6 protein-coding genes and 1 pseudogene are annotated in these 13,644 nt (G+C 53.6%); 4 read left to right on the forward strand and 3 right to left on the reverse strand.

Going from position 1 to position 13,644, the window contains the following annotated elements; translation table 11 throughout:
* From BTJ39_RS23435 to BTJ39_RS23445, 3 genes and pseudogenes are all read right to left on the reverse strand, one after another.
* Nucleotides 1–281: pseudogene (locus BTJ39_RS23435) on the reverse strand (UDP-forming cellulose synthase catalytic subunit); the annotation flags it as partial.
* An 82-nt stretch (nucleotides 282–363) separates the two neighbouring features.
* On the reverse strand, nucleotides 364–1,125 hold the full coding sequence (gene bcsQ, locus BTJ39_RS23440) for a cellulose biosynthesis protein BcsQ (protein ID WP_078005089.1): 762 nt from the start codon (nucleotides 1,123–1,125) through the stop codon (nucleotides 364–366).
* Nucleotides 1,116–1,772, reverse strand: a complete 657-nt coding sequence (locus tag BTJ39_RS23445; RefSeq protein WP_078005090.1) for a cellulose biosynthesis protein BcsO — start codon at nucleotides 1,770–1,772, stop codon at nucleotides 1,116–1,118. Before BTJ39_RS23445 ends, bcsQ begins: the two co-directional genes overlap by 10 nt.
* A gap of 460 nt (nucleotides 1,773–2,232) precedes the next feature.
* Between BTJ39_RS23445 and BTJ39_RS23450 the strand changes: the two genes are divergently transcribed.
* The 4 genes from BTJ39_RS23450 to BTJ39_RS23465 all read left to right on the forward strand — a co-directional run.
* A complete protein-coding gene (locus BTJ39_RS23450) occupies nucleotides 2,233–3,141 on the forward strand; it encodes a sensor domain-containing diguanylate cyclase (protein ID WP_176110422.1) in 909 nt (302 codons plus the stop codon).
* Nucleotides 3,142–3,503: 362 nt separating this feature from the next.
* Complete coding sequence (locus BTJ39_RS23455) at nucleotides 3,504–5,099, forward strand: ShlB/FhaC/HecB family hemolysin secretion/activation protein (RefSeq protein ID WP_241825971.1); 1,596 nt, start codon at nucleotides 3,504–3,506, stop codon at nucleotides 5,097–5,099.
* Nucleotides 5,099–5,623, forward strand: coding sequence for a toxin-activating lysine-acyltransferase (locus BTJ39_RS23460; RefSeq protein ID WP_078005093.1), 525 nt, complete (start codon nucleotides 5,099–5,101; stop codon nucleotides 5,621–5,623). Before BTJ39_RS23455 ends, BTJ39_RS23460 begins: the two co-directional genes overlap by 1 nt.
* A gap of 13 nt (nucleotides 5,624–5,636) precedes the next feature.
* A partial coding sequence (locus BTJ39_RS23465; protein WP_078005094.1) for a two-partner secretion domain-containing protein occupies nucleotides 5,637–13,644 on the forward strand: 8,008 nt, incomplete at its 3' end.

Raw genomic sequence — 13,644 nt, forward strand, 5'->3', positions numbered from 1 at the left:
TCGGCGAGAAACAGGCCGATGCCCAGCAGCGCCTCGATCTGAGAGTTAAAATGCAGGGTATGGGTGGCGCGCCACCAGATATAGCGCGTCGACATCAGCGCGGACAAAAACAGCATGATCATCGTCACGCAGCGACGCTTACTGCGGCCCAGCAGAAATAAAATGCCGATGCTGATCAGACCGAAAATATACTGCTTCTGGCTGTCCATCGGCGTGATAACAATCACCGCAGCCACTGGCAGCATGAATAGCAGCGCCAAAAAATATAATAGCTTTTTCATAAGGAACTCTGATCGCATGCATCATAAAGGCAGCGAATTTCCGATAAAAATGCACATGAAATCAAAAGATAATCTCACATGGCTAATACGCGCTATTACCTACCTGCACGTTCAGACTGACGGCCACTTTTTTGGCGATGCTGTCAATATCAAAGGCCGCTGCTGACATCGGACTAAAATCGAAGATAAATTTTTGCGAGGCATTGGCTTCAATCACGCTCTCATCGCGATGAATCACCCCGATCAGCCGTTCATCCAGCCGCTGCTCGATAAAGGCGGTGACGTCACGGCTGACGGCGCGGCGGCTGTCGCTCTGGTTCAGCACCAGGTAGTGCCCCAGCCGTCCGTTCAGGCGCTGATTTTCAATGCGCGGCAGCAGGGAGGCCGAGGCGGTATCCGCCAGCAGCGTAATCAGATGTAAATCTGCCAGCGCGCCGACCGCCTGTAGCGCAGCGCCCGGCCCCGGCGGTAAGTCGGCAATGATTATCAGCTCGGGATAGGTCAGCAGTGTATTCAGCCCCCGCTGACAAAATTGCCGCTCATGGATCAGACTGTGCTCAAAAGCGAGGCGTTGTTGTTCACTGACCTCACCGTAAGGCAGCAGCGAAATATTGCCGCCCGGAGAATAAATGGCCTGACTCCAGTCGGTACTTTGCGCCGACTGAATGACATAGCCGCTGCCGTCGCTGAGCGGCACGCCAAAATGCAGGCGCAGCGCATTTTGCACGTCAAAATCAACGGCCAGCGCCTTAATTCCCATGCGCGCAAAGCTGCTGGCCAGATTGGCAGTGAGGGTAGTTTTTCCCGTGCCGCCTTTCGGTGAACAAACGCAAACTAACGGCATGACTCACCCTTTTTTAAAAAAAGTTTCAGCGGCTGCTGCTTGGAATCGGACGCCGTGCCAGTCGCACTGCGGCAAGAGTTGAACAGTTGGCCAAAAGGGTTTTCCCCCGCATCGTAGCCGCTCTCGATGGCGGTTATCCCGACGCGCTGGCCGGAGGCGGACGGCGCGGATGACACAGGTGGTACGGGTGGCACGGCGCGCGCGGACGACACAGGCGGTGCGGATGGCACGGCGCGCGCGAACGACACAGGTGGTACGGATGGCACGGGTCGCGCGAACGACACAGGCGGTACGGGTGGCGCAGTAACAGGACTTGAATCTGCGGCTGGCGGCACGGTTTTATCCCCGCTTTGCGCTGCAGCCCGCGAGCAAAAGTCGCTCAGGGAAGATAAAACCGGCGTTTCTTCCCTGGACGGGATCCATTGGTGCAGCGCAGAATGGTCTGTAGCCGCTTGCGATGGAGGGCATGAACTCAGGGTTTCGGTTATTTCTTTATTATAATTGGGCTGGCAGCTAGCCAGCTGCCTGAGAATAAGCCATTTATTCACATCCTGACTCAATTTCCCAAGCGTCATATCTAAATAATCAAGTTGCTCCATTCCCGTTTTTGCTTTAAATCTTTCTAAATCATCATAATGATCATTCATAGTAAGGCACCTTTCCTGTTGCCATCTATAAATTAAAAAAACGCCATAAGGAACATTGAAATGTTCATTCAATAAATATATAAAGTCAACATCAGCCAGAATTAACAAATCATTGTTTAATAGTCATTGAATACGCCGCCCATAAAATAAATCAACAATAAACCAATGAGATAAGTTTCCAAAAAAACATCGCCATGGTCGAAATGGAAATTATAAATATTGTTTTAATAACAACTAGTTTTACGCAAAAATCATATTAAATAAAAAACAACCCAGCTGAATTAACAATTCAAAAAACACCACCTGATACTCACTCAACACTGACATTGACGCCCAAAAAGAAGCTTACTTATTACAAAAAATAACCACTGCAGTAATAAAAATTAACTAATAAGAAACAACTAGCATCATGAAAGAAACAATCGAGTTTATTTTGAGAGAATGCATCGATGGAAAAAGCATGAAAAATTCAAATTACGATAAGACAAAATTGCCGGAAGAAATATTGAATGCGCTTCCTTTTTTACTGAGCTGCATATCAAAAGAGGGGCGCTATGTCCTGATGAATGACCACCATGCTAATTATTATGGCATAGACCGAAACGATGCAATCGGTAAGCAATGCCACAATTTTCTTACACTGGAATCAGAAATCATTGCTCAGTTAGACTCTCCCCTCACCGGTGAAGATTTTTTCCTCTCGGAAATGATTAACCAGCAGTCATCGCACCCAAAGGAGCATTGCTACTGGCTTAGCTCCACCGTTCCGTTAAAACTCCATCAACATCATGATTACGACCATCTTATTATGCTGGCGATTGATATCACCGGCATAATTAACAATATCAGTCAGCTTAGCATTAAAGCTTTTACCGACTCCCTGACCGGACTGTTTAACCGACACTGGCTGAATGGCTATATCGATCGCCATCAGATAGAAAACGACAGCCCACCTGAAAAAAGCAGACGCGGTATTATCATCATCGACCTCGATAATTTTAAGCACATCAACGATCGTTGGGGACATGATACTGGCGATGCGGTGCTTAAAATCGCCGCCAGAAGGCTACTTCTGGTGATACGACAGCAGGACAAGCTGGTGCGATTTGGCGGCGATGAATTTGTTGCCGTGATCAATGATGCAACGCCGGCGTTACTACAGGATATTACCAGCCGTCTGAGTTATTGCCTTTCCCGCTCGCCGGTACAATTTGAGAGGAAAACGATTAATATCTCAGCCAGCATAGGCTGCAGCGAATATTATCCGCAGGAAGATTTTTTATCCTGCCTGAAAACCGCCGATGAAGCGCTGTATATGGCGAAACAGTCCGGAAGAAACCACGCATTTTTCGGTGAAAGAAAGCGTTAATTTTTTTACTTCAGATGAAAACAGAATAATAAATCGCGCTACACATAAACCAACTGCCGACATTATTACCCTCCTTATCATTGTTAACTACGTGGCGGCCCCTGACATTACATCTTTTTTCTGGCGAAATATTTAATTCACATTAGACATACTTTATCTTTTACCGCAATATAACAGCAAAGTTTTTTACTGCCAGGAAGGCAGCGTAAATTTACAAAGGAATGTATTTGATGTTTTGCTTGGTTTTCCGGCGCAGCACTTTCGCTTTGCTGCTTGCCTTACCTGCTCCGCAGGTATTTGCCACACCGCTTTCCCCGCTCGCGCCGACGTCTGGTAACAACCCGCCACGGCCAGCAGCACAAATGAATAACCAGCTTATTCATCAACAGGAACAGCAAAAAGCGCTGGAACAGCGGCTGATGCCAAAAGCGCCGGACGTACGGCTTTCAGCGCAATCCAGCAGTTTTGGTCGTCTGATTTTTCCAGCTGAAAAACCCTGCTTCCAGCTCGATCAGGTGGTGCTGGAAGGCGCCGGAGCGATGCCGCACTGGCTGCCGTTGCAACGGCTGGCGAACCGGGCCGTTGGCCAGTGCCTTGGCGTTCAGGGCATTAATCTGCTGATGAGTCAGTTGCAAAACCGACTGATCGATCATGGCTACGTCACTTCCCGCGTGCTGGCGCCGGCGCAAAACCTCAAAAGCGGTACGCTGCGCCTGCGCATCCTCCCCGGCACCCTTCGCCATGTGCGCACCACGGCCGATAGCGGAAGCTGGGTCACGCTTTACAGCGCGTTTCCGGCTCATGCCGGTAACCTGCTGGATCTGCGCGATATCGAACAGGGACTGGAGAACCTGCAGCGGCTGCCAACCGTCCAGGCAGAAATGGAAATCGTGCCCGGCGATCGCCCCGGCGAAAGCGATATCCAGATGCGCTGGAAGCAGGCAAAAATCTGGCGCATCGCCGCATCGGTCGATGACTCCGGCACCAAAGACACCGGGCGCTATCAGGGCGCCCTGACGCTGTTTTTGGAAAACCCCTTCTCACTCAGCGATCTGTTCTATCTGTCCGCCAGCCACGACCTGAATTTCAGCGGCGGTAAAGGCACCTATAATTTCACCGGCCACTACTCGGTGCCTTTTGGCTACTGGATGGTAGGCGTGACCGCCAGCGACTATCGTTACCGACAAACGATTGCCGGGCTGAATAATGACTATCAGTATCGCGGCGTGAGCCGTAACCTGGATTTTCAGGTCAGCCGCGTACTGCATCGCAGCGGCAACCAGAAAACCATCGCCAGCATCGATCTCATCGCCCGGGAGTCGCGCAACTACCTCTTTGATACTGAAATTGGTAATCAACGTCGGCGCACCACCAGCTGGCGCGCAGGCCTGCAACATCGCCATTACATCGGCAGCGCCACCCTGGATGCGGCCATCAGCTATCAACGCGGCACCCGCTGGTTCGGCGCGCTGGACGCGCCAGAAGAAGCCTTTGGTCAGGCGACTGCGCTAAGTAAAATCATCCAGTACAGCTTACAGCTGGACCTGCCCTTTCAGCTGGCGAATCAAAACTTTCGCTATAACGTGCAATACCTGCGCCAGACCAGCAACACCCTGCTAACGCCGCAGGATCAGTTCGCTATAGGCAACCGCTGGACGGTACGCGGCTTTGACGGCGAGCGTAACCTAAGCGCCAGCCGCGGCTGGTTCGTGCGTAATGATATCGCCTGGCGCACGCCGCTACCGCAGCAGGAACTTTATCTCGGGATCGATTACGGCGAGGTAGGCGGCGAAGATGCCAATCTCATCGGTCACCACCTTGCCGGCAGCGTGCTGGGTCTGCGTGGCGCAGTGTCGAACATCGGCTATGACCTGTTTGCCGGCGTACCGATTTCTAAGCCGGCGGGCTATCGCACCAGCCCGGTCACCCTTGGCTTTACGCTGAGCTGGAGCTACTGATGCGCTGGCGAAACTATCTGATTAGCGCTCCGTTCCTGCTGGGCGATACGCCCGGTGAGGCGGAAATATTGGGAGCCGCCGTCTGGCTGTGGATGCATTCGCCAATGCACCGGGAAACGCCGCTCAATGCCCTGTCAAATCTGCTTTTGCCGGTTATCAAGTCGCAGCAATACATGCTGGCCAGCCGCGATAATCGCCCGGTTTTTTTCTGCAGCTGGGCCTGGATGGATGAAGCCTCAGAGCATCGCTATCTGACGCAGCCCGCAATCATGACTCGCCAGTCAGACTGGACCAGCGGCGATCGCCTGTGGATCCGGGACTGGATTGCGCCTTTTGGCGATACCATTTGCATGAGTCGGCTGATACTGGCGGAAATATTCCCGTATCAGTGTATGCGTTCGCTTTACCATCGCGGTGCGACCTGCGGTCAACGCGTTATGAATTTCAGAGGAAGCCAGATAAGCCGCGAGCAGGCACGCATCTGGCGCCAGCAGCATCCGGTTACCGCTGCGCTGCCGGAATAACAAGGACGTTACTATGAATAAAAACCTCTACCGGGTGATTTTCAACCGGGTTCGCGGACTGCTGATGGTGGTGGCGGAAACCGCCAGAGCCTGCAACTGCGTCGCCTCGTCAGTCTCACGTGGACATACGCTGAAAGCGATCGTCAGCACCCTCACCCCGATCGGTTTTGCTCTGCTGCTGGCGGCAGGCGCAGTGAACGTAGCGCAGGCTGGCGTGGTGGCGAACGGTGCCGCGCCGGGCAGTCAGCAGCCAACGATTATCAACAGCGCTAACGGCACGCCACAGGTTAATATTCAGGCTCCCAGCGCGGCGGGGGTTTCCCATAACCGCTACAGCCAGTTCGACGTTGAACGGCGCGGCCTGATCCTTAATAACTCTCATCAGGATGTCCAGACTCAGCTTGGCGGCATGGTGGCAAAAAATCCATGGCTTGCGCAGGGCGAGGCGCGGGTCATCCTTAATGAAGTCAATTCTCGCGACCCGAGCCGGCTGAATGGCTTTATCGAAGTGGCTGGCCGCAAAGCGGAGGTGGTGATTGCCAACCCGGCAGGGATCACCTGCAACGGCTGCGGTTTTATTAATGCCAACCGAACGACCCTCACTACCGGCCAGCCGCAGATGCAAAACGGCCATCTGACGGGCTACGTTATCGAACGCGGCGAAATCACCATCAGCGGTGCGGGCATGGACAGCACCGGCCAGGACTATACCGATATTATTGCGCGCTCGGTAAAGATCAACGCCCGCCTCTCCGCACAAAATCTGCGCATCACCACCGGTCGCAATCGGGTGGACGCCGCTCACCAGACCCTCAGCGCACTGCAGGACGATAATTCAACTAAGCCGCAGATGGCGCTGGACGTCGCCAGTCTTGGCGGCATGTATGCCGGCAAAATCAGGCTGATTGGCACCGAACGCGGCGTCGGCGTTCATAACGCCGGTGAAATCGGCGCCTCCGCCGGTAACGTCACGCTCTCTGCCGATGGCAGCATCGCAAACAGCGGCGCAATGTATGCCAGTAACCGCCTGGCGATTAAATCGCACAATCATCTGAACAACAGCGGATCATTAGGCGCAGGCGGCGATCTGAACGCCCGGGCTGCGGAGATAACCAGCACCACCGACAGCAGCCTGACCGCAGGCTTAAAGCAAAAAGATGCGCCGCTAAGCGCTGGCAACATTATCCTGACCAGTAAGGGACAGCTGACCGCTCGCGGGAAGAATCAGGCCGGTAGCGATATCACCTTCCGTGGTACGGGCGTCAATCTGGCCAACAGCGTAACCACCGCGCAAAATATCAGCGTTGACGCTCAGGATGCCGAGCTACGCAGCGCTGGCGCACATATATCGGCAAAGCAGCAGCTGAGGCTGACAAATAGCGACCTGCTCAACAATGATGATGGCACGCTGTCGGCGGAAAAACTGACGCTGGGCGCAAAACAGATCGCCAACCGGCGAGGTACGCTGGAGCAGACGGGTCGCGATGACCTGGATATCAGACTGACGGCCCAGCTGGATAACCAGCAGGGCAACATTTCCACCAACAGCGACAATCTGACCATCAGCGCGGCGGAAATTAATAACCAGCACGGTACGATAAGCCAGGCAGGCAGCGGTGAGTATCGCATTGATACGTCCCTGCTGAACGGGACAGAAGGCTCGCTACTGGGCAAAGGCAATCTGTTACTTTTCAGCCACGAAGCCCATTTGGATAACAGTACTACCTCAGCACGAAATATCAGCATAACCAGCAACACCCTGACCCATGCCGCCGGTGATCTATCCGCCACTGGCGATCTCCATTTTAACGGACAGCTGCTGGATAACCATGATGGGAAAATGACGGCTGATGGAAAACTGGACTTTCAGCTAGACACTTTAGTCAACCAACGTGGCCAGCTAATCGCCGGGCAAGATCTGACGCTCGCAACAAGCCAGATCAACAACACGCAAGGACAGCTGGTATCCGTAAGCGGAAAAGGAACGATTACCAGCCAGCAGGAATTGCGAAATCGTGGCGGACACATTGAATCCATGCACGATTTAACCCTTACCAGCGCTGGCCTGTCTAACCAGTCAGGCAAAATTATCGGCCAGTCAGTAGCGCTGAAGCTGGAAAGCAATACGCTCAACAATGAACACGGCATTATCGCCGCCGAAGAGCAATTAAGCACAACAAGCGGTTTACTGATCAACGACAGCGGCCTACTGCAGTCCACTGCAGATATGCACATTAATACCGGCAGCAACTCGCTATTAAATCATGACAGTCACCAGGGCGAAGGCATCATCAGCCGCGGAAAACTTACGCTTGAGACCGGCGATATTATCAACCAGCGTGGCGTCATTATCAGCAACCATGACTTGCAGTTGACCAGCGCGAAAATCGACAATAGCGACGGTATTATTGCCACGAAAAAAATGCTGAAGCTGACTGCCAGTCAGCTGGATAACCATAATAATCAGACGCTGCCATTTAATGGATTAATGCGGCGTACCGCGCGTCTGGAAGATCAACAGCAAGGCGGTATTATCAGCGCTGATGGCAATTTGATATTGCAGGCAGATAATCTCTTTAATCAGAACGGAGAGCTGGTAAGCGGTGCATTCGCCCGGTTGAACTTCGGGCATATGAGTAACCAGGCCGGCCAGCTAACCTCAGAGAAAGCAATTGAGCTTACCGGGGAAGAACTCAATAACGATAATCGCGGGCTGGTTCATAGCGGAAAAAACCTGACGATTAACGTCACCACGCTAAGCAATCGTAACAGCGGCGATAAAGGCGGTCTCATTGCCCATGACAACCTGACTATCAATAATGCTGCTTTCAGTAATAACAACGGTATTGCCCTTGCCAATCAATCAGTCACCTTCCTGGGTCAGATGCTTGATAACAGTGACGGCGCAATAGTTGCACAGGATAAACTCAGCTTAGACGCCGTCAACGGCATCATTAACCAGCGCGGCTTGTTAGAGGGTAAAGGCGTCACGGTAAAAACTTACGCTCAGCGTTTTGATAATCGCAATGGGACGTTACACAGCCTCGCGCAATTAAATTTTAACGGCGGAGAAATTGATAATCGCACGGGCACAATTGATGCGAAAAATCAGCTAGAGCTGAATAGCACCGATGTTGATAACCAACAGAACGGGCTGATTATTGGTCAGGGCAAAACGCGATTAATCAGTTATAGAGTCGATAACCGTAGCGGTCAGATCCAGTCGCTAGGAAACCTGCTCATCGACAGCATGGCTGGTATCCTCAATAACACCTCAGGTTTGATTCGCGGCAGTGCTCAAGTCACATTAAAAACGGACAGATTATTCAACAACAATACTCAGGATAAAGATCGCGGAATTGAAGGAGATCAGATAGTCCTGACCAGCAACCAGCTACAAAATAATAACGGCAGGCTGCTGGCAAATAAATCAGCGAAAATTACGAATCAGGGAGAACTCAACAATACCGCAGGGGAAATCACCGCAGGTGAAACGCTGGAGTTGCTGGATCCGGCGCTTAAGCTGAATAATTACAATGGTTTGCTACAAGCCGGCAAGCTGATTGATATTGAGGCAATGCAGTTGGGTGGTGATGGAAAAATTTTATCATTGGGCGATATAAAACTTAAAAGTAACAAAGACTTCAACAATAGAGGAGACGTCATCGCCAATAATAACCTCAGCTTTACCTCGACAGGCAATGTTACTAACAACGGCAAGCTGCAGGCCGGATCTCAGCTTAACCTTACTGCCCGCCAGCTGTTAAACCAATCCGGTGGGGAGATAAATTCCGGGCAGACCAATCTCACGATAAGCCAAACGTTAACCAACTATGGTCTGATCGATGGTAGCCATACTTTCATTGACGCTAACACGCTGGATAACATCGGCACCGGACGTATTTACGGCGATGCAATAGGAATAAATACTCAAGCCTTTAATAATCTTGCACAAAATGGCGTGGCAGCAACGCTGGCTGGTCGCCAGCAGGTTGATATCGGAACGAATGTTCTGAATAACCACGATCATGCATTGATATACAGCGACGGTGTCATGGCGATTGGAGGCGCGTTGGATAATAATCGCCATGCAACAGGACGCGCTCAAAGCATCAATAATCATAGCGCGACCATCGAGTCCGCCGGCGAAATGCAACTTGCTGCTGAGCAGATCAATAATATCAACGATCGCTTCAGCACAGAGCTGGCGCTCGTTGACAGGAAACCCTTGATTGAATACGAGTTCAGGGGCGTACGTTACACCCCTGATAAATATGATATTAGTACTTACCAGGATGAAGTCACTATTCTTTGTATTAAAGGTGTCATCTGCGGCAGCACCGACGGTGACAACTTTTATCTTTATAGATACATTCGTACCACGGAAGAAACCCGCATCAAGGAGACCGATCCTGCCAAAATAGTGGCAGGAGGTGACCTGAATATTAATGCCGGGAAAGTATTGAATGATAAAAGTCAGCTAGTTGCTGGCGGCGTTCTGTCAGCAAATGCAGTCCAAATTGATAACGTAGAAGTCGCAGGTGAGCGGCATATTACCGACAGTGGCAGCGCAGAACACTATTATCGCATTCAGAAGAAACACAGCGACGACCAGGGTAGGAAACAACTCAAATACGCGCCACCGACAACCATTCAGGATATTACGCTTAAACCCAGCCAACTGTCGGATTATACCGCGGCCAACATGCCCGATATCAGGTTACCGACTCTGCCATCAACATCTGCCGGTGTACGCATCGGTAAACCTGGTGGTATCAGAAGCGCGCTCCCTGGCAGCGAAATTAAACCCACAATACAACTCCCTGCACCGGTTAAGGTTTCACCCGACCTACCCGTTGAGCTGAATCCCGGACAGCAGTTTGAAGTGGCACTGGCGAACAGTCATAAAAATTATGATTTAGTTGTACGGATAACAAGCCCTGACATTCACCTGCCGAACAACAGCCTGTTTATCACCAACCCCACACCCTCAGCACATTATCTGGTTGAAACCGATCCGCGCTTTACTAACAGAAAAACCTGGTTAAGTAGCGACTACATGATGAAGCAGTTCACCAGCGACCCCGGCAATGTGCATAAACGTCTTGGCGACGGATTTTATGAACAACGCCTGGTACGTGAACAGCTGATTAAGCTAACGGGACAGCGTTATCTACAGGGGTTTAACAACGACGAAGCGCAATATAAATCATTGATGGATAACGGGTTGAATTTTGCCAGACACTTCAACCTGGCTCCTGGCGTTGCGCTTTCACCGCAGCAAATGTCACTCCTTACCAATGACATGGTATGGCTGGTTAATAAAAAAGTGACCCTTGCCGATGGCAGCGTGCAGACCGTGTTAGTACCGCAGCTTTATGCCAGGGTAAAAGAGGGCGACATTGATGGTTCCGGCGCGCTGTTATCGGGTAAAGAAGTGAATCTCAAGCTGGACAGCGACCTGCTAAATAGTGGTACGCTTTCGTCGGTGGAGCACCTGAAGGTTAACGCTGATAACATTCTCAATCAGTCTGGAAAAATTAAGGGCGCTGACGTTCGCCTGGCGGCACGACGTGACATAAACCTCACCGGCGGCTTACTCCATGCTCGCGATAATCTTTTCGCCCATGCCGGGCGTGACATCCATCTACTGAGCACGACGCGAAATGCTGAAAATAAAACAGGCAATGCTGATTTCAGCCGTACTACGATTAATAATCTGACCAGCGTTTACGTTCAGGGCGCAGATGGAAAACTTGAGTTGCAGGCCGATCGCAACCTCGACCTCACCGCAGCCCAAATCACTAACTCGGGGGAGAACAGCCAGACATGGCTTCGTGCGGGTCAAAACCTGACTCTGGGAACCGTTACTACCGCCAGCAAGGACAACCTGGTATTCAGCAGCGACGACTGGAATAAGCAATATAACAGCCAACAGGTAGGCAGTGCGATAAACGCAAAAGGCGACGTTACGCTAACCGCCGGTAACAACGCCAGTCTGACCGCCGCCTCAGTCTCTGCGGGCGATAAGCTGAATCTGCAAGCAGGCAATGATCTCTCCGTCAGCCACGGCGTCGATACCGCTGACGTGGATCAATATTTTAAAATATCTCATCGCGGGTTCCTGTCAAAGACCACCACTGAAACGCGTCTGACAACACACCAGGAACAAGTAAACGGCTCTCTGCTGAGCGGTGACAACATTACGCTTAACGCAGGTAATGATCTGTCGGTAACCGCCAGCAATATTGCCGCCACTCACGATGCAACACTTAACGCAGGCAACGACCTGGCGATAAATGATGCCGTCACCAGACAGCGAAACTTTTATTCACGCAGTGAGAAAAAGAGCGGGCTGATGGGCACCGGCGGGATCGGCGTCACTGCCGGTAAGCAGAGCCTGAAAACCACCGACGAGAGCGACAGCCTGCTGAGTAATGGCAGCACCGTCGGTAGCAGTCAGGGCAGTCTGCACCTCAGCGCCGGTAACCGGCTGGACGTCAAAGGGGCCGACCTGATCGCCGGGCACGACATGACGCTCAGCGGCAAAGAGGTCAGCATCAGCGCCACTGAGAACCGCATCAGCCAGACCCACAGCATCGAGCAGAAACAGAGCGGCCTGACGCTGGCGCTGTCCGGCAGCGTGGGCGAGGCCATCAACGTTGCGGTCGCCGCCGCCCGCGCCTCGCAGCAGGAGAGCGACAGCCGGCTGGCGGCGCTGCAGGCCACCAAATCCGCGCTGGCGGGCGTGCAGGCTTATCAGGCGCAGCAGCTCAGCGCGCTGAACGCCGGGAACGGTGAGAAAGGTAAACCTTCCGTCGGCGTGATGCTGTCAGCCGGGGCGCAGTCCTCACGCTCGCGCTCTCATCTTGAACGCCGGGTGATGTCCGCCAGCACCCTGAACGCCGGCCATGACCTGAACATCACCGCCTCCGGCGGCGGACGCAGCGCGACCAGCGGAGACATCAGCATTAACGGCAGCCAGCTGAAGGCCGGTCACGACGCCAGCCTGAGCGCCGCGCGCGATATTCACCTCAGCGCCGCCGCCGACCGCCAGAAGCTGGAGGGCAGCAACAGCAGCAGCGGCGGCTCGGTGGGCGTCGGCCTCACCGCCGGCTCCGGCGGCACCGGACTGACGTTCTCCGCCAGCGCTAACGCCGCCCACGGCAGCGAGCACGGCAACGGCACCACCTGGAACGAGACCACGCTCGACGCCGGCAGCCGCGCCTCGCTGAAAAGCGGCCGCGACACCGCCCTCACCGGCGCGCAGGTCAGCGCCGGCCGCATCACCGCGAACACCGGGCGCGACCTCACCCTGCGCAGCCTGCAGGACAGCGACCGCTACGACAGCCGCCAGCAGAGCGTCAGCGCCGGCGCCAGCGCCACCCTCGGCGTTCCCGGCGGCTCCGCCAGCCTCAGCGTCAGCCGCGACCGCCTGCACAGCAACTACAACTCGGTGCGCGAGCAGACCGGGCTGTTTGCCGGCGACGGCGGCTTTGACGTCACCACCGGACGCCATACGCAGCTTGACGGCGCGGTCATCGCCTCCACCGCCAGCGCCGGCAAAAACCGCCTCGACACCGGCACCCTGGGCTTCAGCGATATCCATAATCAGGCCGACTTCAGCACGGAACATCAGGGCGTCAGTCTGAGCTCTTCGGGCGGCTTTGACCCGGTGGCGAATATCCGCAGCAACGCCGCTAACCTCGCCCTGTCCGGCGCCGGCCACAGCGGCCACGACGAAGGCACCACCCGCGCTGCCGTCAGCGCGGGCAGCCTGGTTATCCGTGACGGTAAACGCCAGCAGCAGGACGTGGCGCGGCTCAGCCGCGACGCGGACCACGCTAACAGCAGCATCGGCCAGATATTTGATAAGAAGAAGGAGCAGCGGCGTCTGCAGGCCGCGCAGCTGATGGGTGAAATCGGCGGTCAGGTCAGCGACATTGCCCGCACCCAGGGGCAGATTGCCGGTGAAAAGGCGAAGCGTGACCCGCAGGCGCTGAAGCGGGCCGAAGCGCAGC

Origin of the sequence: Izhakiella australiensis (assembly GCF_002006995.1) — a bacterium.
Lineage (GTDB): Bacteria > Pseudomonadota > Gammaproteobacteria > Enterobacterales > Enterobacteriaceae > Izhakiella > Izhakiella australiensis.

Coding starts and splice junctions, on each gene's coding strand:
- bcsQ (WP_078005089.1), bottom strand. CDS start 1,125: ATGCCGTTAGTTTGCGTTTGTTCACCGAAAGGCGGCACGGGAAAAACT.
- BTJ39_RS23445 (WP_078005090.1), bottom strand. CDS start 1,772: ATGAATGATCATTATGATGATTTAGAAAGATTTAAAGCAAAAACGGGA.
- BTJ39_RS23450 (WP_176110422.1), top strand. CDS start 2,233: ATGAAAAATTCAAATTACGATAAGACAAAATTGCCGGAAGAAATATTG.
- BTJ39_RS23455 (WP_241825971.1), top strand. CDS start 3,504: ATGAATAACCAGCTTATTCATCAACAGGAACAGCAAAAAGCGCTGGAA.
- BTJ39_RS23460 (WP_078005093.1), top strand. CDS start 5,099: ATGCGCTGGCGAAACTATCTGATTAGCGCTCCGTTCCTGCTGGGCGAT.